This is a genomic window from Sphingomonas sp. (genome assembly GCF_025362505.1).
In the GTDB taxonomy this organism is placed as follows: domain Bacteria; phylum Pseudomonadota; class Alphaproteobacteria; order Sphingomonadales; family Sphingomonadaceae; genus Sphingomicrobium.
In genome coordinates, this window is the sequence record NZ_JANYGG010000028.1 from 14084 (window position 1) to 33714 (window position 19631).

A 19631-nucleotide genomic window follows, 5' to 3' on the forward strand; every position below is an offset into this window, starting at 1 on the left:
GTGACAGAACTGCTCACGCGCATTGTTTCCGGGCTGGTGATGATCGCCATCGCGCTCGCTGCGGCGGTGATTGGCGGGACCTGGTTCGCGGTGCTGGTCGCCGCCGCCGCCACGATGATGTATTACGAGTGGAGCCGGATCGTCCGCGGCTGGGGTTTTCACTGGATGGTCGCCGGCTTCGGCTATGCGCTGATTCCGGCGCTCGCGCTGCTGTGGATCCGCGAGCGCGGGGCGCACAAGCTCGAGATGCTGTTGTGGGTCTTCATCGTCACTTGGTCGACCGATATCGGCGCCTATTTCGCCGGTCGGACGATTGGCGGGCCCAAGCTCGCGCCCTCGATCAGCCCGAACAAGACCTGGGCCGGGCTGATCGGCGCGATGATCGCCGCTGGAGCGCTTGGCGCCGCATGGATACTCTATTTCGACCTTCCCGACCTGTGGCTCTACCTTGCCCCGTTGTTCGCGGTCGGCGCGCAGATGGGCGACCTGTTCGAAAGCGGGCTCAAGCGCCGCGCCGGGGTCAAGGACAGCGGTTCGATCCTACCGGGTCATGGCGGCGTGCTCGACCGGCTCGACGGGCTCGTCGTGGTCGCCACCCTGACCGTCATGGTGCAGCTGTCGGGATGGCTGTGAGGCGGTCACTGTCGATCCTCGGTGCCACCGGTTCGATCGGGACATCGACGCTCGACCTCGTCGCGCTCCACCCTGAACGGTTCGAGGTCGTCGCGCTGACCGCCGCAAAACAGGTTGCCGCGCTGGCCGACGCCGCGCGCCGCACGGGCGCAAGGCTCGCGGTGATCGACGACGAAGCGCTGCTTCCCGAGCTCGAGGCACGCCTTGCCGGGACCGATTGCCGCGCCGCGACCGGCCGCGCCGCGCTCAACGAGGCTGCCGTCTGCGCTGACCTCGTCATGGCCGCGATCGTCGGCTGCGCCGGACTCGAGCCAGTGATGGCGGCGGTCGAGGCGGGCAGGGTGGTCGCCCTCGCCAACAAGGAAGCGCTGGTCACCGCGGGCGCGCTGATGATCGACGCGGCGACCCGCCACGGCGCCACCATTCTGCCCGTTGACAGCGAACATAATGCAATTTTCCAGTGCCTTGCCGGAAGTCGTTTGAATGAAGTCGCAAAGATTGTCCTGACCGCGAGCGGGGGCCCGTTCCGTGACCGCAGCCTCGCCGAGATGCGCGATATGACACCCAGGCAGGCGGTTGCTCACCCCAACTGGTCGATGGGCGCGAAGATCTCGGTCGATTCGGCAACGATGATGAACAAGGGGCTCGAGCTGATCGAGGCGCACCACCTCTTCGGCCTGCCGTCGGACCGGATCGACATCCTCGTCCACCCGCAATCGGTGATCCATTCGATGGTCGAATACGTCGACGGATCGGTCCTTGCCCAGCTTGGCAGCCCCGACATGCGCATCCCCATCGCGCACGCGCTCGCCTGGCCCGAGCGGATGACGACTCCGGCCGCGCGGCTCGACCTCGCCAGCATCGCCACGCTGACCTTCGAACAGCCCGATCCAGAGCGCTTCCCGGCGCTGCGCCTTGCGCGCGCCGCGCTTGAGGTCGGCGGCGCCGCCCCGATCGTGCTCAATGCCGCAAACGAAATCGCGGTCGCCGCCTTCCTCGACCACCGCATCGGCTTCGGCGACATCGCGGCCCTCGTCGAGCAGGCGATCGACCGGACTGACGCGCCGCCGCCCCGGTCCGTCGCCGACGTCATCGACATTGATGCACGGACGCGCGATACTACCCTCCAGTTGATGACCGCGTTCGCCACCTAGATGCTCAGCCAACCCCCCGTCTGGTTCATCCTTGTCGCCTTCCTGTGCGCACTGGGACCGCTCGTCTTCCTCCACGAGCTCGGCCATTACTGGGCCGGGCGGCTGTTCGGGGTCGGCGCCGAGCACTTCTCGATCGGCTTCGGCCCGGAGCTGTTCGGCTGGACCGACAAGCGCGGCACCCGCTGGAAAGTCGGGCTGCTCCCGCTCGGCGGCTATGTCCGGTTCACCGGCGATGCGGACGCGACCAGCCGGCCCGATAGCGCGCCACTGAGCGAGACCGACCGCGCGCGCAGCTTCCACCTCAAGCCGGTGTGGCAACGGTTCCTGATCGTGCTCGCTGGCCCGGCGGCGAATTTCGCCATCGCGATCCTGATTTTCTCGGCCTTCTTCGTCACGCTCGGCATGCCCCACAGCCCGCCGGTAGTGGGGCGCACCTTGCCCAATTCGACCGCGTTCAAGATCGGACTCCAGCCGGGCGATCGCATCCTCTCGATCGGCGACCGGACTACCGATTCTTTCGAGGATATCCGGCGGACGGTGGCACTGCGCGCTGGCCAGACGCTCGATATCCGGTTTGTCCGAAACGGGTCCGAGCAGGTCTTGCCCGCGCCGATCGCCAGCTTCGAGATGAAGGACGAGTTCGGCCAGACCGCCCGCATCGGCCTGCTCGGCATCGTTCCGGCCGATCGCGAGTGGGTTCGCCCACCGTTGCTGTCGGTCATCCCGCAAGCGACTCGATTCACATTCGAGATTACCCGCTCGATGGCCGATGGTCTTGGCCAGATCATCGGCGGCCAGCGCTCGGTCAAGGAATTGGGCGGCACGCTGAAAATGGCGCAGATGGCTGGCCAGCAGGCCAGCCTCGGCTTTTTCGAGTTTATCCAGCTCGTCGCGCTATTTTCAATTAATCTGGGATTCATCAACTTATTGCCAGTGCCGATGCTCGATGGCGGCCACCTCTTCTTTTACCTCGTCGAGGCGGTCCGGCGGAAACCGGTCAGCGAGCGGGCGCAGGAATGGGCTTTCCGTGGCGGGCTTGCGCTCATCCTCGCTCTGGTCATGTTCACGACCTTCAACGATCTCGGGTCGTTCGGTTTGTGGGCTCGGCTCGGCGGGCTGATGGGCTAGCAAGCTTGATCGGGAACGGGGCTTAGGGCAGGGCCGCACCAAGCGCCCGGTTGGCGCTTATTGAAGAAATTATAGGGCGGGACGCGTGAACGCATCGACCAACATCAATATCCGGCGTTTTGGAGCCCTGCTCCTGGTCGGGACCGCCCTCGGCGCCAGCGCGACTCCGCTGCTCGCCCAGGCGGCGCCTGCCGCTGCGCCGGCTCCCGTTGCGGCCGCGACCGCTCCCGCCGCCGCGCCGACCGTGAACACCGTCGCGGCGCCGAGTACGGGAACGATCCGTTCGATCAAGGTCGTCGGCGCCGAGCGCCTCGAGCCGGAAACGATCCGCTCTTACGCCAACCTCGTTCCGGGCCAGACCTACACCACCGAGACGCTTGATACCGCGCTCAAGGACCTTTACGCGACCGAGCTGTTCTCCGACGTCGTCATCTCGGGCACCGACACCGGTGACCTCATCATGACCGTGCGCGAGAATCCGGTCATCAACCGCATCGTGCTCGAGGGCAACAAGCGGCTGAAGTCCGACAAGATCACCCCCGAGATCAAGCTCGCCCCGCGCCAGATCTTTACTCGATCGAAGGTCCGCGCCGACGTCGACCGGATCATCGAGCTGTACAAGCGCCAGGGCCGCTTCGCCGCGACGGTCGAGCCCAAGACCGTCCAGCTCGACCAGAACCGCGTCGACCTGGTGTTCGAGATCAGCGAAGGCGACAAGTCGAAGGTCCGCGCGATCAACATCATCGGCGCCGATCACTTCCCGGTCGGCAAACTGCGCAAGCAGATGTACACCAAGCAGGCCGGCGGCCCGCTCGGCTTCATGAAGTCCAACGACAGCTACGATCCCGACCGGCTCGCCGCCGACCAGCAGAAGCTTCGCGCCTACTATCTGACGCAGGGCTATGCCGATTTCCGTGTGGTCAGTGCGCTCGCGGAACTGACGCCTGACCGCAAGGACTTCGTCATCACCTACGTTGTCGAGGAAGGCCCGCGCTACAAGTTCGGCAAGGTCACCGCCGAAAGCGACCTGCGCGACTTCAACGCCGCAAAGCTCAACTCGCTGATCAAGTTGAAAGAGGGCAGCTGGTTCAACGCCAAGGCGGTCGAGGACACGGTCACCGTGCTCAACGAAATTGCCGGCACGCTGGGCTACGCCTTTGCCGACATCTCGCCGAACTACGACCGCGACAGCGAAAAGCATATCATGGGCATTACGTTCCATGCCAACGAAACCCCGCGCGTCTACGTCGAGCATATCAATATCCAGGGCAATACCAGCACCCGCGACAAGGTCCTGCGCCGCGAGTTCCGCGTCAACGAAGGCGACGCGTTCAACTCGCTCAAGGTCAAGCGCAGCCAGGACCGTATTCAGAGCCTCGGCTTCTTCCAGGAAAAGCTCGAGATAAAACAGTCGCAGGGGTCGAGCCCCGACCGGGTCGACCTCAGCCTTGACGTCGAGGAAAAATCGACCGGCCAGCTGCAGCTGTCGGCGGGCTATTCGAGCCTCGAGAAATTCATCATTTCGGCGTCAATCGAGCAGAACAATTTCCGCGGCATGGCTCAAACGCTGTCCGCCGGGATCAACTATTCACGCTATTCCAAGTCGATTCAGCTGGGCTTCACCGAACCCTATTTCCTCGATAAACAGATCCTGCTTGGCGGCGACATTTTCCGTCGCGATTACAATAGCTTCAACTATATCGGTAACACTCGCAATACGACCTATTCGCAGTTGTCGACCGGCGGCGATCTGCGCCTCGGCTTCCCGATCACCGAGTTCGCCAGCTTCGGCACGCGCTATTCGCTGATCCAGGACACGGTCAGCCTCAACAAGAACAGCTTCTACTCCCTCAAGAACGGAGTACTCTCCTGCGACCCGCTCAAGGCTGGTCGGTATTTGTGCAACGAGATCGGTAAGCGGCTCACCTCGTCAGTCGGCTATTCGCTCGGCTTCGACAACACCGACGGTATTCGCCCGACGCGTGGCCAGCGGCTTGCCTTCAGCCAGGATTTTGCGGGGCTCGGTGGCGATGTCAAATATCTGCGCACCCAGGCAAACGCGACGAAATATTTTGGTCTGCCGCGTGGCTTTGTCTTCTCGGTTCACGGCGAGGGCGGCTATATCGCTCCGCTTGGTGGCAAGAAGTTTGACGGCGAGGGTAACGAGCTTGACGGGGTCCGCCTGACCGACCGTTTCTTCGGCGCACAGCTACGTGGCTTCGACATTCGCGGTATCGGCCCGCGCATCATCAGGCAGACCTACAACCTCGCCGGCGGACTAATCCCGCCGACCAAGAACAACAACTTCAGCGACTCGCTTGGCGGTCGCGCTTACTACATGGGCCGGCTCGAACTCGAGATTCCGCTCGGCGCCGGTGCGCGCAGTCTTGGCCTTCGTCCGTCCGCATTCGTCGATGCCGGATCCGTCTGGTCGCTGACTAGCCCTAACCTCCAGAACATCGGCATCATCTGCACGCCGAAAGCGATCAACACGACCGGCACCACCCTCTTCCAGTCGCCGGGGACCCTGTGCCCAGGTGAAACGGCTACGACGCCAAGCGTCAACTACTCGCGCTCGCCGGGCTATCGCGAATTCTTCCTCGGCAATTCGCCGTCGCCGCGCCTGTCGATCGGCATCGGCGTCAACTGGACTTCACCTTTCGGCCCCTTGCGCATCGATCTCGCCAAGGCACTGCTCAAGCAAAAGGGCGACGAAATCAAACTCTTCTCGTTCAACGTAGGAACCCAATTCTAATGAAAAAGCTTGCTCTTCTGACCCTCGCCGCCGCCTCGTCGGTGATCATTCCCACCGCGGTTCAGGCCGCGCCGGCCAACATCGTCGTCGTCGACAACGAGCGCATCTATGCCGAGTGCACCGCGTGCAAGGCCGCGCAGTCGCAGCTTCAAGGCCAGGCGACCGCGCTTCAGGCGCGGCAGGCCGCGCTCGCCGCGCCGCTCAAGACTGAAGCCCAGGCGCTGCAGACGGATGCCGAGGCGCTCAAGGGCAAGGCGCCCGACGCCGCGCTCCAGGCCCGCGCCAATGCTTTCCAGCAGAAGCAAGCGAGCGCCAACCAGGAACTCCAGCGCCTCCAGCAGAACATCCAGTCGACCCAGGCCAATGTCCTGCGCCAGATCAACGCCAAGCTCGGGCCGGCGATCAATCAGGTGATGGTCGCCAAGGGCGCAAATCTCGCGCTCGACATCGGCGCGACGCTCGCTCACGGGGCCGGTCTCGACGTCACCACCGACGTGCTCGCCGCGCTGAACGTGACCCTGCCCTCGGTCAGCGTCACGCCGGGTGCCGCCCCGGCCAATGTGCAGAGCCGCTAAACCGCGGTGAGCGAAGAGGCTGCAGCTCGGCCGGCAATGGGCCCGCTCGACGTGCGCAAGGTGATGGCGGCGCTCCCGCACCGCTATCCCATGCTGCTCGTCGACCGGGTCGAGCGTCTCGAGCCCGACGTTCGCATCGTCGCCACCAAGGCGGTGTCGATCAACGAGCCCTTTTTCGCGGGCCATTTCCCTGGGCGGCCGATCATGCCCGGGGTGTTGATCGTCGAGGCGCTGGCACAGGCCGCCGGCATCCTCGCGGTCGAAAGTCTCGGGCTCGCCGGGTCGGGCAAGCTGGTTTATTTCATGGCGATCGAGAACGCCAAGTTCCGCACCCCGGTAGAACCCGGCGTGCTGCTCACGCTCGAGGTCGAGTTCGTCCAGAAGCGTTCGAGCGTGTGCAAGTTCACCGGCCGCGCCAGGATCGGCGACAAGCTCGCGGCCGAAGCGAATTTCACCGCGATGATCGCCGACCCGCCCGCCGAGTGATCAGCCCCGGCTGATCGCCCAGCCGCCCGCTGTCGCTTCCACTCCGAACAGCGCGCCCAGCCGTTCCCGCAACGCTCGCGGCGGGCCATCGCCTACGACCCTCCCGCCTTCGAGCAACATCAGCCGGTCGAACTTCCCAACCTGGCCGATGTCGTGCAGCGCCACCATCACCGTCGCGCCGCCGTCCGCCGCATCGCGCAACAGCTCCAGCGTTCGCAGCACCCAATAGGGATCGAGGTTCGACAGCGGCTCGTCGAGCAGCAGTAGCCTCGGCCGCGCCGCCAGCGCCCGCGCCAGCAACGCCCGTGCCCGCTCGCCCGTCGACAGCGTCCCGATCGGGCGGCCCGCCAGCGTCGCCAGTCCGAACAGTTCGACCAGTTCGTCGACCCGCGCCGCGTCGGATGCCCCGAGCCCCATCGCGATCACGTCGCGCACCGCGATCGACCAGGCGATCTCGCGCGATGCGGGCAGGAACGCCACCAGCCGCCGTCGCCGCGCCTCGCCGAGCCCATCGAGCGCCGCGCCATCGATCAGCATGTCGCCCGCGGCATCCTCGACCCGCGCGAGGGCGCGCAGCAGGCTCGTTTTGCCGCCGCCATTCGGCCCGACCAACGCGACCAGTTCGCCGCCAAGGCTCTCGAAATCGAGCGGCGCCAGGCGCGTACCGAGTGCAATTCCACTCGCCTCCAACAATGACGTCATGGTGTCAACCCGCGCCGCTGATGGATCACCAGCCACAGGAACAGCGGCGTCCCGGCGAGCGCGGTGACGACCCCGATCGGCACTGGACGGTCGAGCGATCGCGTCGCCAGGTCGGCAATCAGCAGCAGCACCGATCCCGCCAAGCCGCTCGGCACCATCGCCCGCCCCGGATGCCCCGCGCTCAACCGCCGCCCGAGGAACGGCGCGATCAGCCCGACGAAGCCGATCGCCCCGCACACCGCGACGCACGCCCCGATCGCGATCGCCGACAGCGCGACCACTTCGATACCGAGCCGACGCGGTCGATGCCCGAGCGATGCCGCAACGTCCTCGCCCAGTGCCAGCAGGTCGAGCGCCCGACCGCGCCTGAGGAGCAGGGCTGCGGCCAGCGTGGCGGGAATGAGGGCGGCAGCCGCCTGGCCGAGGCTGCGATCGACAAAACTGCCCATCAGCCAGTCGAACGCGTCGTAGAAAGCAAACGGGGAGGGGGCGAGCGCCAGCGCCAGGCTCGTCGCCGCCCCGCAAGCGAGCGAGATCCCGATTCCCGCCAGCAACAGCGTCGCCGTGTCGGCCCGGCGCCCGGCGAAGGCGAGCAACGCACCCAGTGCCAGCAACGCTCCCGCCGCGCCGCACGCGGCCAGCGCCAGCGGTTCGGTCAGCCCCAGCCAATAGCCACCGAGGACCGCCCCGAGCGCCGCGCCGCCGCTGCTCCCGGTGACGTCGGGCGAGGCGAGGGGGTTGGCGAACAGCGCCTGGAGCGCTGCCCCGGTCACGCCGAGCGTCGCGCCATATCCCGCGACCAGCACCGTGCGTGGCAGGCGCAGTTCGACGAACAGCAGTTGCCGCACCTCAGGGTCGAGCGCCATGATGCTCCACGGCGTGGCGAGGTGGAGCGCGGACAGCGCGATTACCGCGACCGCCAGCCAGATCGACCCGCGCCTCATCGCGCCGCCCTCAGCCGCTCGATCTCGCCGATCATCATCGGCCCGCCGCAGGTCCACGCCCGGCCATCGGTCGCGATCAGTCGCGACGGGAGCGCGGCGAGCAACGGGTGCGCCAGCCAGCGTTGTCCCTGCGACACCTGACCCGCGCGATAATTGCTTGTAACCAATATCTTGGGCGGAGATATGATGAGCGCTTCCAAGGTTTCCCGCCCGCCCGTCAGGGGCCGCTGAGCCATTCCCGCAAGCGCCATCCACCGCGCGCCCAACGAACCGGGGGACTGCGTCAGGCCGCCATGACCAAGCCAGATCGTATCGATCCCGCGCTGTGGCGATGCGGCCCGCAACGCCGCGATCCGCGCCAGCGTAGGGGCCGCCCGGCGCGGATCGCCAAGAGCGGCGGCGACAATGCGGAGGTTCTCGGCCACCTCGTCGATCGTCGCCGGCGCCGGCAGGTCGATCACCCGTATTCCCAGCGAGCGCGCAATCGCGCCACTCGACCGCCCCCCGCCACCCATCGTCAGAACCAAGTTGGACCGCGCCGCGATGACATCCTCGATCCGCCCGCGATTGCCCGCCACCCGCCGGGCGAGCGGCGCAAGGCTGCTCTCCTGCGGGTCCTGCGACAGGCGCGAGACGCTGACCACCTCGCCGGGATGCGCGAGCAACAGCAGATACTCGTCGCTGCACAGGTTGAGCGACGCTACCCTGAGCGCGGCGCTAGCGGCCAACAGCGATGCGAACGCCGCCATTCACGCTCCTTCCCGACGGCCGATAGCCGACGACGTCCTGATAATGACGATCGAACGCGTTGGCGACGCGCGCGAACAGTTCGGTCCGTCCGTCCAGCTTCCAGCCGATCCGGGCGCTCGCCAGCGCATAACCGCCAAGCCGTACCGTCGCATACTGGTCGAAATCAAAGTCGCTCCGTGGCCCCGCATAGGCCATCGACGCGCCATAGCTGAACCGCCCCGTCTCTCCATCCGCGACCAGCGCTCCCGACCAGCGCGGCCGACGAGTTTCCTTGATTTGGGTGGTCGCCGTCATCGGTTCAGTTGCGTGCAGGAACGCGCCTTGAGCACGGAGGCGAAGGGCGGGGGAGGGCGACCAGCCGACCTCAAGCTCGACCCCCTCGCGTCGGCTCGTCCCACTGGAATTGATCGCGCTGGTATAGTCGGCGCTGCTGACGATCTCGTCGTGCAACCGCTGGCGATAACCGGTCAGGGCGACGTTCCAGCGGGCGTCATGCCACCGCAGCGATACTTCCGCGCCGCGTGAACTCTCCGGTACAAGCAACGGATTACCAACGAAACTTCCCGGGAAGAAGCCGTAGAGATCGAAGAAGGTCGGCTGCGCGATGCCTTCTCCATAGGAGGCCGTGGCTTCGAACCCGCCGCCAAGCCGCGCCAGCAACGACGCCCGCACCGTGGTCGCATCGCGAAAGCGGTTGAAGCCATCGCGCCGCACCGCAACGTCTCCGGTCAGCGCGCGCCATTCGCCCTTCCACTCGAGAGTTGCCGAGCGATGCCGACGGCTGCGATCCTGGTTGCTGAAGCCACCATAAGCGACGTCCCGGGCGTGGAAATTCTCGTCCTCCTGCTCGACCGCGAGGACGATGTGCTGATCGATCCCGGCGATTTGCGAATGATGGCGCAACTCGCCCGAAAGCGAGCGGCGGTCGGCCCGGGTGCGGTTTATCTCGGTCTGGTCGAGCCGGTTGAGGTTCGACGAGCCGAGCAGGCTCGCCGAGAACGTCCCCGAAAGTCGATCGCCGATTGCCCCTGCGCTGACCCAGCCCCGTACCGCACCGAGCTTGTTGCGCGTGTTGTCGAGTGTGTCGGCGTGCTTGTAGGTGACAGGCGAATAACCGTCGAACTGGCTCAGCCCCGACGTCGCGAAGCCCGACAGGCCCAGTTCGACCTTCGGCGCCGCGGCCCACGTCACGCGTCCGCGCAGGCTGGCGTTGTCATAGCCATCCTTGTCCCCGGTGCCGTCGAACGCATCGGTTCCGCGCGACTTCTGCCCGGCGACGCCAAGCGCGGCGGTGAAGTCCTTGCCGACATAGGTTCCGGCAGCCGATCCGCGATAGGTGGCGAACGATCCCCCCTCGGCCATCAGCGAGGCGCCGCTCTTCGTCCCCGGATCGCCGTCAACCGCGACGACGCCGCCGATCGCTTCGGATCCCCACAGCGCCGACTGCGGCCCGCGCACCAGCTCGATGCGCGAGGCGAGGTCGGCGTTGAGCAGTTCGAACCGGGGGGTATTGCCCGCCGCCGGGTCGTTGGCGCGGATGCCGTCGATGAACAGCAGCGTATGATTGGCCTCGGCGCCGCGAATGCGCACTTCGGTGAGGCTTCCGGCCGGCCCGCTGACCGACACTGCGGTCGATGGCAGCAAGCGCAGATAATCGCCGACCAGCGGCGCTCCGAGGTGGGCCAGCGTGGACAGATCGACGACCGAAACACTGGCTGCGGTCGATCGGGTCGTTTCGGGCACGCGCGATGCGGTGACGACGATGGGAATGGGGAAATCGAACATCGGTGGACAGGCCTTCCATGACTGTCGTCACGAAAGGGACGTGCACCATTGCCCGGCCCTCCGCCCACGGCTGGACCCGGCCGGGGGAAGCGAACGACGGACCGGGGCCAGTATCTGACTTCGCGCGCTCACCGATTGCTCGGATCTGGGCAGCGCTTACAGTTGCGGGCACAGCGCCGGATTTTCGCCGGCTTCCTCTTCGCCGATGGCTTTCGCCGCCGGAACCCAAGTCCTGGCGCGGCGGCTAGGGGGGAACCACGCGCCTTGTCAATCGCGGCGTCCTCGGCTAGGCGCGCCACCTTGAACCGGCTGGTCGGAAACCAGCCACCTCACAAGGAATAGCGACATGAAAAGCGGGACTCACCCGAACTATCACTTCATCACCATCAAGATGACCGACGGCTCGAGCTATCAGACTCGTTCGACGTGGGGCAAGGAAGGTGACACGATGACCCTCGACATCGATCCGACCGCTCACCCGGCGTGGACCGGCGGCAACTCGCGCATGCTCGACACCGGCGGCCAGGTCGCTCGCTTCAACAAGCGCTTTGGCGGGCTCAGCCTCGCGAAGAAGTGACGGCTGCCAACAGTCGTCATCCCGGACCTGATCCGGGAACCCACGCTGCGAACGACCGCCCGGCCATCCATTCGGCTCCAACGCTGGAGACCGAGCGGCTCATCCTGCGGTCGTTTCGCCGCGAGGATCTCGACGCCCACGCCGCCAAGCTCGCCGACCGTGAAGTCGTGCGGCATCTGGGCGGCCATGCCTTCAATCGCGAGGACGCCTGGCGCCGCTTGACGATGGCGGTCGGCCAGTGGCCGCTGCTCGGCTTCGGCTATTGGGCGGTCGAACTGAAGGCCGAAAACCGCATGGTCGGCGAGGTCGGTTTCGCCGATTTCGAGCGCGGCATGGTGCCCGACATCAGCGGCGCGCCCGAAATGGGCTGGGTGTTCGACCCGTCGGTTCACGGCAAGGGCATTGCCGTCGAGGCCGCCCGCGCCGCGCTCGACTGGATCGACGCGACCTATGCGCCGCCCGAAATCCCGGCGATCATCTCGATCGAGAACGCCAGGTCGATGCGCCTCGCCGAACGCCTCGGCTTCGTCCGCGAGCCCGACGCGGTGTACCTCGACGAGCTCATCGCGCTGTTCCGCCGGCGGCGTTAGTTCAGCGAAGAACTGTTCCGGCCCGCTGGAACGGCACTCGCAACTAAAACGCTGCGATCCCCGTGATCGCGCGGCCCATGATCAGCGCGTGGACGTCGTGCGTGCCCTCGTAGGTGTTGACCGTTTCGAGGTTCGCGGCGTGGCGCATCACCTGGTATTCGGCGCTGATCCCGTTGCCGCCGTGCATGTCGCGGGCGACCCGCGCGATGTCGAGCGCCTTGCCGCAATTGTTGCGCTTGATCAGGCTGATCGTCTCGGGCACGAGAATGCCTTCCTCCAGCCGCCGGCCGACCCGCAGCGCCGCCTGCAGCCCGAGCGTGATCTCGGTCACCATGTTGGCCAGCTTGAGCTGCACCAGCTGCGTCGCCGCCAGCGGACGCCCGAACTGCTTGCGGTCGAGCGTGTACTGGCGCGCGGCGGCATAGCAGGCCTCGGCCGCCCCCATCGTGCCCCAGCCGATCCCGTAGCGCGCCCGGTTGAGGCAGCCGAACGGACCCTTCAGCCCTTCGACATTGGGCAGCAGCGCGTCCTCGCCGACCTCGACCTCGTCCATCACGATCTCGCCGGTGATCGACGCGCGCAGGCTCAGCTTTTGCTGGATCTTGGGGGCGCTCAGCCCCTTCATGCCCTTCTCCAGGACAAAGCCGCGGATCGCCCCGCCATGCGCGTCGCTCTTCGCCCAGACGACGAACACGTCGGCGATCGGCGAATTCGAAATCCACATCTTCGAGCCTGAAATGCGATAGCCGTCGGCGGTCTTGACCGCCCGTGTGCGCATCCCGCCCGGGTCCGATCCGGCATCGGGCTCGGTCAATCCGAAGCAGCCGACCAGATCGCCTTTCGCCAATCCCGGCAGATACTTGTGGCGCTGTTCTTCCGAACCATAGGCAAAGATCGGGTACATCACCAGGCTCGACTGGACCGACATCACCGATCGATAGCCGCTGTCGACCCGCTCGACCGCGCGCGCAATCAGTCCATAGCTGACATAGCCGAGCCCGGCGCCGCCGTAGGTTTCGGGGATGGTCGCGCCGAGCAGCCCGAGCGAGCCCATCTCGCGCAATATCTCGCGGTCGAAATGCTCATTGAGATAGGCCTCGGTCACGCGCGGCTGGAGATTCTCCTGCGCATAACCCTCGGCGGTATCGCGAACCAGCCGCTCCTCGTCGGTCAGTTGGTGATCGAGGTCGAACGGATCGGCCCAATCGAACGGCTGGATTTGAGGCTCATCCACGTGATTCTACTCCGACAAGATAATTGTGCGAGCCTGTATCGAACCCCGCCCCGCCACGCCACCCCGGGGTGCGATGGCGGATGGGGAGAGATACTCGTCACCCCCCGGTGCCTCGCGCCTTCGGGTGCGGGGAGCTGTCGTGAATGGGCGACGCTACATACCTAGGCGCCCCAGCTTCCTGCGCAACTTGACGTGCGGCGCCCGCGCCCGCTCGGGTGAACCTTGCCGAATGACGGCGCTTCTCCCGAACGGTCGCTGCATTTGGCACGGCGGCAAATCTACCGGGCCAACGTCGGTTGAAGGCCGGGCAAAGGCGCTTGAGAACCTAAAATTGGGACGGCTCAAGCGCGGGAAGTCACGGAGCTGATTTAATACAGGCTTTTTGGCGCATCCCACGCGCGTGTGCGAGTTTGGGCCACTAGCCTTCAGTGACCGGCAGGTGAAAGGGACCCGCTTGGCGGGGCGGCTGGCTCATCAGGCAGATATTTCACCACCAGCATGCGCGTCACGGTTTTGCTACCGCCCGACATGCCTAGGCCGAACAACCATCCGAGTCCGCCGGAGGCGCTTCCGCTAGTGCTGCTAAAACCGCCACCGTGGCCAGCCTCATCTTCACTTTGGACGATAACCGCGTCCCCGCCCGCGTTTTTTACCTTGCTGGCAATGGAGGGGCTCCCGATGGCATGGCCACCATCCCACATTTCGTCTCGTTTATCCTGCACCATCGCGATGACTTGGTAACGGCGCGGAGGCTCACCGCTGGTCCAATAGTCGATGCCATGCTTGGTCAGCTTGGTCCCGCCCTCGCCCGTCTTGATGATAGGCTTGCCTTCGTAAAGCGCGAAGTCGATTTTGGCCTGAGCGATCGCGGGGACATAAGGAAACACGACCGCAGTGGCGATCAAGGCCACTACAAGTTTGCTACGGTATTTCATTCCGGCCCCCCGCTGAAGAACAATGCAGGAGTTACCACCCGCTGTGATTCACCGCCAGCCGATCCGTCGCTAGTGCAGAGCTTATCGGGGAGCCATTATGGGAATACCAAGCTGCCACCAAATAAAAGGCAATTAAATCATTTATAGCTGGCGGAAGAGGTGGGATTCGAACCCACGGACAGGTTTCCCCGTCGCTGGTTTTCAAGTTTGCCGCACGCGAGACCCTAGCTACCGGCAGCGACCCGTAGATGCCGGTAATTCCCTCTCGAATCAACGACTTAAGCCCCTTGCGCCCTCGCCAGAACCCGTCGTAGCACGGTGTTGCGTGCTAGAAATGCGCTACAAGGAGGTCACATGCCCAAGCTGACAAAGTCTTATGTCGAGAAGGCGTTACCGCCCGAAAAGGGCTATAGAATGTATTGGGACGATAGCGTGCGCGGCTATGGGTTGCGCGTCGCTCCTGCATCGGAAGCGGGCAAGTCCCCGCGCCGCGTGTTCATCGTCATGGGTCGCGTCGCTGGTAAAGCGATACAGTTCACAATCGGCGCTTTCGGCACCTACACCGAGGAGCAGGCGCGAAAGCGGGCGCAGAAGCTCTTGCAGGACATGCGTGAGGGTATCGACCCGCGAGACACCAAGAAGCACGATGCGGCGGCCGCGATCACGCTCCGCGATGTAGCGGATGCCTACAAGGATCGGCCTGGCAAGCTGAAGGATTCAAGCGCGGACGTCATTGAGCGTCATGTGACCACGACCTTCGAGGCGTGGCTGTTGAAGCCCATCGCCTCCATCACCGAGGACGACGTTCGGAAGCGGTACCGCGAAATACTGACGAGGGGGCTGCGCGGGAAGGCAGGGGCACCTGGTCAAGCCAATCAGGCGTTCGCGGTGTTGCGCGCGCTCATCAACTTCGCAAGCCGCCGGTATCGGCGTTCGGATGGTTCGCCCATCATCACCCATAACCCGGTCAGCACGCTCAAAGATGATTGGGTTCAGCTAAAACCGCGCACTAGCCGCGTGCCGGATATTAAGGTCGGTCTTGTATGGGCTGCGCTGGAACGCTGGCGCGCCGAAACGCATAATCCGGAATCTGTCGCCAGCATCGACTTGATAAGGTTTTTATTCCTAACGGGCTGCCGCCTAAAAGAAGCGGCGTCGCTGACGTGGGACCATGTAAATTTGGAAGAAGGGTGGTTCCACCTGCCCGATCCGAAGAACCGTAACCCCGTGTGGCTTCCGCTCTCTTCGCAGGCAGTTCGAGTGCTCCGGTCACGAGCAAAGGTAGATGGCAATCCGCATGTCTTCGCGTCGTGGAGCAAGGCAGGCCATATCATTGATCCCCGCGATACTCGCGCCAAGGTGAGCGTCGTCGCCGGGACCAAAATCACCAACCACGATTTGCGCCGGACATACATCACCATTGGCGTCGCAAACTGCGGTGTCGATTTTACCAAGATCGAGCTGCTTACTAACCACATCCCGAACGGCTCCGTCACCGCTAAGCATTACCTAGAAACTTCGCGCCTCCAATATCTCAAGCCAGAAACACAGCGCATCTCCGACTGGATTGAAATGGAAGCGGCGAAAGCGAGCGGCAGCAACGTGGTGGCGCTACCCCAGCGAGCATGATGCACCGTGCGGGCCGCTACAGCCGGGGTTACAGCCCCCCGCGCGAGTTGGGTGCCGGGGTAGGGGCAGCAGCCCCCCAATCGCGGCTGTAGCGCCCGCACAGCGACGGCCGCATTTCCAAGATTCTCCGCAGGCTTCGCAACATCTGTTTTCCAAGCAAATTTAACTGCTTGCACGAACTGTAGCGCTCAGCTTAAGGTTACCACCGTCACCTACGGGTGGCCCCACTCGCTTCCAGTCTCCTGGCTGGTCACGAATCCATCGCTCCGGCGGTCGCGGGTGGCAACCTTCTCGATAAAAGGTCGAGCCTGTTGAAGGGCTTGTCTATGTCCGATTTGTCGTTCGAGCAGCTTTGCGAGCTGTTCAATTATTCTCCCAAGCGGCGTCCCCTTGAACCTAAGGAGGCAGCGGAGATTCTCTCGCTCTCGTATGAGACACTGGAGGGTTACCGCACGCGCGGAGTGCCGCTCCGTTACTTCAGTCCGCCCGGCACCCGTATCGTACGTTACGCGGAACGCGACGTGCTCGCGTGGCTCGCGCGCGGTGCTCGCTACAGCACCAGCGAACAGGCTGCGGTCTGACTCTCCCACTTTTTATGAAAAGCGGCAGGGCTGTGACCCTGCCGCCGGAGTCTCAAGGTGAACAGCAACATATTACGCGGCCTCTACGAAGGTCCGCAACAGACACCAAATCCTCAAAAATTCGCGCGCGCTCAAAACGGGCCGGATGCGATTGATCTGCCTCGAATTGACACTCTACCCGGAGCGGCGGTGCGTCATGGATGACCCCCTCTTTGATGCTTCCGGTTTGATTGAGAAGGCTGAGCAGGTTCGGGCGAAGGCAGAGCAATCGGTCCGGGAAAAGGCCGCTCGCGAGTTAGATGAAGCGCTAACCGCGCCCGGCGGTGGGGCGTACTCTGCAGGCGGTACTTCGCAACCGACGCAAGGTGCAGTGCCGTTCCCACCAGGTTTCATCGGTGCGCTGGCTCAATTCATCTACGATCAAGCGCCTCTACCTGTAGCCGAGGTGGCAATCGTCGGAGCGCTAGGGCTCATGGCGGGCATTGCCGGTCGGAGTTGGCATATCCCTGATTCAGGTTTGAACCTGTACGTCGTGCTGGTTGCTCGCTCAGCCATCGGCAAAGAGGCAATGCACAGCGGCATCAGTAAGCTCTTAAGCGCCGCAATGGAGCAGTTCCCCGATGCGGAAGATCGCGTGGACTTTAGCGATTTTGTTTCAGGACCAGCGCTGCTGAAGGTCTGCTTGGACAATCCGTGTTTCGTTAATGTTGCCGGTGAGATTGGACACAAATTCCTCGCCATGTCCAAAGGCAATGATCCCAGCATGAGGTCGTTCCAGAAAGTGCTGACCACCCTTTATTCCAAGTCTGGTCCCGATGGGGTTGCAGGAGGGATGACCTATAGCAATCGGGAGAATAACGTAGCGTCGACGCGGGGGGTCGCGTTTAGCCTGATCGGCGAAACAACTCCTGGCACGTTTTATGAAGCGATCACTGACGCAATGATGCGCGACGGTCTCATGTCTCGGTTCTGCGTCATCGAATATGCAGGTGACCGTCCAGCGAGAAATCGTGTTCCCGTTCAGCGCCCGCCGAAGGCTTTGATTGACCACACTGTTCTCGTCATGCGCCACGCGGATGTGCTTCAGCGAGCAGGAAACTCTCCTGAGGTTGGATTCACCGAAGACGCGCGTGCGCTGCTCGACCGCTTCGATGTCGAATGCCATTCGGCGATTATTGCTGCCGATGACGACGAGAGCCAGCGGGCAGTGTGGAACCGGGCGCACCTGAACGCGCTGCGCATTTCTGCGCTGCTGGCCGTGGGAGACAACCCCTTCTTTCCGACCGTCTCGTTGGACCAGGCGTCTTACGCGGTGCTCCTCGTTCGTCACGGAGCGTCAGCCTTTATCCGCCGCATTCAGGCAGGAGATATTGGCGAGGGAAGCGACGGCGGGCGCGAGCAGAAAGTCTTGGCACTGTGCAAGGAGTTTCTATGCCTCCCCGCTAATAAGATGCCATCGTGGTTGAAGCACGGCGCAGAGATGAAGGGGGTTGGCATCGTACCGCGACGATATCTCCAACATCGCACGCAACGGCTGACAGCTTTCGAGAATCACAAGCAAGGTCATACGGGGGCGCTCAACATGGCAGTCAAAACCGCCGTGACGAACGGCTACCTGATGGAAGTAAAGAAGGACAAGCTGGTGGAGGAGTTTAACTTTCACGGTCAAGCATATCGGGTGGTCGATCTGAACTGAATGACTACAATGCCGAGGCTACAGCTATAGCTTGTGTTAGCCCGTGCGGCCCCGCCAACCACCAAGGCTCCGGTTAGTAATAGCCTGTGTTAGCTGAAGCCAGGCTAACGCTAGAAACCGCGAAAAACCCATAAATCCATATAAAAAACATAGAAGGTTAGTGCGTTAGCCTAAGCGGGCAGTCCTAGGCTTTTGGGTGCTGAACGGCTGGATCGCGCGAACCGCCCGACACTAACGGCTAACGCGCTACAGCGTCGAAAGGAGCAGCGTCCAAAGGGTTCGCTGCCCGCGCTTTTAAGACGAACACCAAACTACCAGTTTTATGGTCGTCGCCGGACCAACTGACCTAAGTAGTTGAAACAACAATATAACTATTGCGGACCTACAACCGGCTACCCTAAGCTCTAGCCCATGCTTAGCCGTACCGGAGACTAATATGTCCGAAGAAATTGATACCCGCGTAGCTGCTGATCTTCATCCCGATGTGGTTACATTAATGGAAGACTACGACGATGATACTGCCACCATCCTCGCGCCGACTGTGGCGGCATTTACCGAGGCGTATAGTGGGATCGGCAGAGTGCACGACGCCAAGGAGAAGGCGCGCACGAACCCGACTTGGAACGACGCGCGGCAGCTCATTGAAACCGACAACTTCGGGCAAGCCGTGTTCGCGCAGATCGCCAAGCGCTTCGACGGTGCCGCAGCCAATCTGAAAACCGTCATCGGTAGCATCGAAAAAGAGTTTGCCGCGCCGATTGAGAGCAAGGCAGCGGGCATCATCGCGCAGGAGATACGCACGCATGTGAAGGGGCTGAAAACAGCCGAGCGCATGACGTTTGTTCAGGCTGCCATCCGGGACGGTGACCAGCGCACGGCTACGGCGATCTTAGGGGCACCAGCCTACCTGTCGGGCATGGACCGGGAGACCCAAACCGTCCTGACGCGGATCTATCACGAGCATCACGAACCGGTGAAGACGAAGCGATTGAAGGCGGCTCAGGCTGGTCTCGATTTGGTCGAGAAGAGGGGAGGGGTCGTCCATACTCAGCTTGCGAAGGCAATCGGCTGTATCGAGGAGCGGAACGACCGAGGCACCGTCACCCGGCGCATTTTCGCAAAAGAACTAAAAAAAGCGAAATCGGCGGCCGAGAAGGCTTTTGTCCTGTGACGCTTGATCCAATCAAATCACAGATCGCTCACAAGACCGATGTTTCACCGCCTCCATGGATGCAAGGATGGAAGCCGACGCCGCTTTGCCAGCAGGCTGTGGTCACACCAGGCGGACCCGGCAATCCATCATGGAAACCCGGTTGCCCCTCGCCAAACCCGCAAGGACGCCCGCCGGGCATACCGGACAGGCGGTTACTCGCCACTCAGCAGATGCTCGAAGAGATGCGTAACATCGTGGCGGTGCTGATCGGCAAAGCGCTTGAGGGGGACACTGGCGCGGCGGCGGTTGTGCTCTCCAAAACCC

At 63.6% G+C, this 19631-nt stretch carries 19 protein-coding genes and 1 riboswitch; of the genes, 13 read left to right on the forward strand and 6 right to left on the reverse strand.

Annotation, left to right across the window (positions count from 1 at the left end; genetic code table 11):
- The 6 genes from Q0R27_RS02250 to fabZ all read left to right on the forward strand — a co-directional run bounded on the left by Q0R27_RS02250 (position 1) and on the right by fabZ (position 6731).
- Positions 1-633 (forward strand): phosphatidate cytidylyltransferase, encoded by a 633-nt coding sequence (locus Q0R27_RS02250; RefSeq protein WP_366079690.1) that lies wholly within the window; start codon positions 1-3, stop codon positions 631-633.
- Positions 624-1787, forward strand: coding sequence for a 1-deoxy-D-xylulose-5-phosphate reductoisomerase (locus tag Q0R27_RS02255; protein WP_293940518.1), 1164 nt, complete (start codon positions 624-626; stop codon positions 1785-1787). The genes Q0R27_RS02250 and Q0R27_RS02255 overlap by 10 nt, the downstream gene beginning before the upstream one ends.
- A complete protein-coding gene (rseP, locus tag Q0R27_RS02260) occupies positions 1788-2915 on the forward strand; it encodes an RIP metalloprotease RseP (protein ID WP_293940520.1) in 1128 nt (375 codons plus the stop codon). It begins immediately after the preceding gene.
- An 85-nt stretch (positions 2916-3000) separates the two neighbouring features.
- On the forward strand, positions 3001-5670 hold the full coding sequence (bamA, locus tag Q0R27_RS02265; protein ID WP_293940522.1) for an outer membrane protein assembly factor BamA: 2670 nt from the start codon (positions 3001-3003) through the stop codon (positions 5668-5670).
- Positions 5670-6245, forward strand: coding sequence for an OmpH family outer membrane protein (locus Q0R27_RS02270; protein WP_293940523.1), 576 nt, complete (start codon positions 5670-5672; stop codon positions 6243-6245). The genes bamA and Q0R27_RS02270 overlap by 1 nt, the downstream gene beginning before the upstream one ends.
- Positions 6246-6281: 36 nt before the next feature.
- The gene (gene fabZ, locus Q0R27_RS02275) at positions 6282-6731 is read left to right on the forward strand and encodes a 3-hydroxyacyl-ACP dehydratase FabZ (protein WP_293940549.1); all 450 of its coding nucleotides are present in this window, start codon (positions 6282-6284) and stop codon (positions 6729-6731) included.
- Here the strand turns inward: fabZ and Q0R27_RS02280 are convergent, their stop codons facing one another.
- The 4 genes from Q0R27_RS02280 to Q0R27_RS02295 are packed head-to-tail and all read right to left on the reverse strand — an operon-like array spanning position 6732 to position 10912.
- The gene (locus Q0R27_RS02280; protein ID WP_293940526.1) at positions 6732-7433 is read right to left on the reverse strand and encodes an ABC transporter ATP-binding protein; all 702 of its coding nucleotides are present in this window, start codon (positions 7431-7433) and stop codon (positions 6732-6734) included.
- Positions 7430-8377 (reverse strand): iron ABC transporter permease, encoded by a 948-nt coding sequence (locus Q0R27_RS02285; RefSeq protein ID WP_293940528.1) that lies wholly within the window; start codon positions 8375-8377, stop codon positions 7430-7432. Before Q0R27_RS02285 ends, Q0R27_RS02280 begins: the two co-directional genes overlap by 4 nt.
- Positions 8374-9126: a hypothetical protein gene (locus Q0R27_RS02290; protein WP_293940530.1), complete on the reverse strand. Its 753-nt coding sequence runs from the start codon at positions 9124-9126 to the stop codon at positions 8374-8376. The genes Q0R27_RS02285 and Q0R27_RS02290 overlap by 4 nt, the downstream gene beginning before the upstream one ends.
- A complete protein-coding gene (locus Q0R27_RS02295; RefSeq protein ID WP_293940531.1) occupies positions 9095-10912 on the reverse strand; it encodes a TonB-dependent receptor in 1818 nt (605 codons plus the stop codon). Before Q0R27_RS02295 ends, Q0R27_RS02290 begins: the two co-directional genes overlap by 32 nt.
- An 87-nt stretch (positions 10913-10999) precedes the next feature.
- Positions 11000-11156, reverse strand: a riboswitch (cobalamin riboswitch).
- 102 nt (positions 11157-11258) lie between these two features.
- Between Q0R27_RS02295 and rpmE the strand changes: the two genes are divergently transcribed.
- Positions 11259-11489: a 50S ribosomal protein L31 gene (gene rpmE / locus Q0R27_RS02300; RefSeq protein ID WP_293940533.1), complete on the forward strand. Its 231-nt coding sequence runs from the start codon at positions 11259-11261 to the stop codon at positions 11487-11489.
- Positions 11486-12079 (forward strand): GNAT family N-acetyltransferase, encoded by a 594-nt coding sequence (locus tag Q0R27_RS02305; protein WP_293940535.1) that lies wholly within the window; start codon positions 11486-11488, stop codon positions 12077-12079. The genes rpmE and Q0R27_RS02305 overlap by 4 nt, the downstream gene beginning before the upstream one ends.
- Positions 12080-12122: 43 nt before the next feature.
- On the opposite strand, the gene Q0R27_RS02310 is transcribed toward Q0R27_RS02305, so the two are convergent.
- Positions 12123-13313, reverse strand: coding sequence for an acyl-CoA dehydrogenase (locus Q0R27_RS02310; protein ID WP_293940537.1), 1191 nt, complete (start codon positions 13311-13313; stop codon positions 12123-12125).
- A gap of 73 nt (positions 13314-13386) precedes the next feature.
- On the opposite strand from Q0R27_RS02310, the gene Q0R27_RS13440 reads away from it, so the two are divergent.
- Positions 13387-13680 (forward strand): HGGxSTG domain-containing protein, encoded by a 294-nt coding sequence (locus Q0R27_RS13440; protein WP_366079695.1) that lies wholly within the window; start codon positions 13387-13389, stop codon positions 13678-13680.
- Between the two features lie 58 nt (positions 13681-13738).
- On the opposite strand, the gene Q0R27_RS02315 is transcribed toward Q0R27_RS13440, so the two are convergent.
- Positions 13739-14248, reverse strand: coding sequence for a hypothetical protein (locus Q0R27_RS02315; protein WP_293940539.1), 510 nt, complete (start codon positions 14246-14248; stop codon positions 13739-13741).
- A 354-nt stretch (positions 14249-14602) separates the two neighbouring features.
- Here Q0R27_RS02315 and Q0R27_RS02320 point away from each other — a divergent pair, with 354 nt between their 5' ends.
- The 4 genes from Q0R27_RS02320 to Q0R27_RS02335 all read left to right on the forward strand — a co-directional run bounded on the left by Q0R27_RS02320 (position 14603) and on the right by Q0R27_RS02335 (position 19325).
- Positions 14603-15877 (forward strand): tyrosine-type recombinase/integrase, encoded by a 1275-nt coding sequence (locus Q0R27_RS02320; RefSeq protein ID WP_293940541.1) that lies wholly within the window; start codon positions 14603-14605, stop codon positions 15875-15877.
- Positions 15878-16203: 326 nt separating this feature from the next.
- Positions 16204-16458 carry a helix-turn-helix domain-containing protein gene (locus Q0R27_RS02325; RefSeq protein ID WP_293940543.1) on the forward strand — a complete coding sequence of 85 codons (255 nt, stop codon included), beginning with the start codon at positions 16204-16206 and terminating at the stop codon, positions 16456-16458.
- Between the two features lie 196 nt (positions 16459-16654).
- Positions 16655-18154, forward strand: coding sequence for a DUF3987 domain-containing protein (locus tag Q0R27_RS02330; protein ID WP_293940545.1), 1500 nt, complete (start codon positions 16655-16657; stop codon positions 18152-18154).
- 436 nt (positions 18155-18590) lie between these two features.
- Entirely contained in the window at positions 18591-19325 is a 735-nt protein-coding gene (locus tag Q0R27_RS02335) for a hypothetical protein (RefSeq protein ID WP_293940547.1), read from the forward strand.
- The last annotated feature ends 306 nt before the right edge of the window (positions 19326-19631 follow it).

What these genes read in the sequence shown, in the direction of transcription:
- Q0R27_RS02255 (WP_293940518.1), top strand. Translation starts at nt 624, where the DNA reads ATGGCTGTGAGGCGGTCACTGTCGATCCTCGGTGCCACCGGTTCGATC.
- rseP (WP_293940520.1), top strand. Translation starts at nt 1,788, where the DNA reads ATGCTCAGCCAACCCCCCGTCTGGTTCATCCTTGTCGCCTTCCTGTGC.
- Q0R27_RS02270 (WP_293940523.1), top strand. Translation starts at nt 5,670, where the DNA reads ATGAAAAAGCTTGCTCTTCTGACCCTCGCCGCCGCCTCGTCGGTGATC.
- fabZ (WP_293940549.1), top strand. Translation starts at nt 6,282, where the DNA reads ATGGGCCCGCTCGACGTGCGCAAGGTGATGGCGGCGCTCCCGCACCGC.
- Q0R27_RS02280 (WP_293940526.1), bottom strand. Translation starts at nt 7,433, where the DNA reads ATGACGTCATTGTTGGAGGCGAGTGGAATTGCACTCGGTACGCGCCTG.
- Q0R27_RS02285 (WP_293940528.1), bottom strand. Translation starts at nt 8,377, where the DNA reads ATGAGGCGCGGGTCGATCTGGCTGGCGGTCGCGGTAATCGCGCTGTCC.
- Q0R27_RS02290 (WP_293940530.1), bottom strand. Translation starts at nt 9,126, where the DNA reads ATGGCGGCGTTCGCATCGCTGTTGGCCGCTAGCGCCGCGCTCAGGGTA.
- Q0R27_RS02295 (WP_293940531.1), bottom strand. Translation starts at nt 10,912, where the DNA reads ATGTTCGATTTCCCCATTCCCATCGTCGTCACCGCATCGCGCGTGCCC.
- rpmE (WP_293940533.1), top strand. Translation starts at nt 11,259, where the DNA reads ATGAAAAGCGGGACTCACCCGAACTATCACTTCATCACCATCAAGATG.
- Q0R27_RS13440 (WP_366079695.1), top strand. Translation starts at nt 13,387, where the DNA reads ATGGCGGATGGGGAGAGATACTCGTCACCCCCCGGTGCCTCGCGCCTT.
- Q0R27_RS02315 (WP_293940539.1), bottom strand. Translation starts at nt 14,248, where the DNA reads ATGAAATACCGTAGCAAACTTGTAGTGGCCTTGATCGCCACTGCGGTC.
- Q0R27_RS02320 (WP_293940541.1), top strand. Translation starts at nt 14,603, where the DNA reads ATGCCCAAGCTGACAAAGTCTTATGTCGAGAAGGCGTTACCGCCCGAA.
- Q0R27_RS02325 (WP_293940543.1), top strand. Translation starts at nt 16,204, where the DNA reads ATGTCCGATTTGTCGTTCGAGCAGCTTTGCGAGCTGTTCAATTATTCT.
- Q0R27_RS02330 (WP_293940545.1), top strand. Translation starts at nt 16,655, where the DNA reads ATGGATGACCCCCTCTTTGATGCTTCCGGTTTGATTGAGAAGGCTGAG.
- Q0R27_RS02335 (WP_293940547.1), top strand. Translation starts at nt 18,591, where the DNA reads ATGTCCGAAGAAATTGATACCCGCGTAGCTGCTGATCTTCATCCCGAT.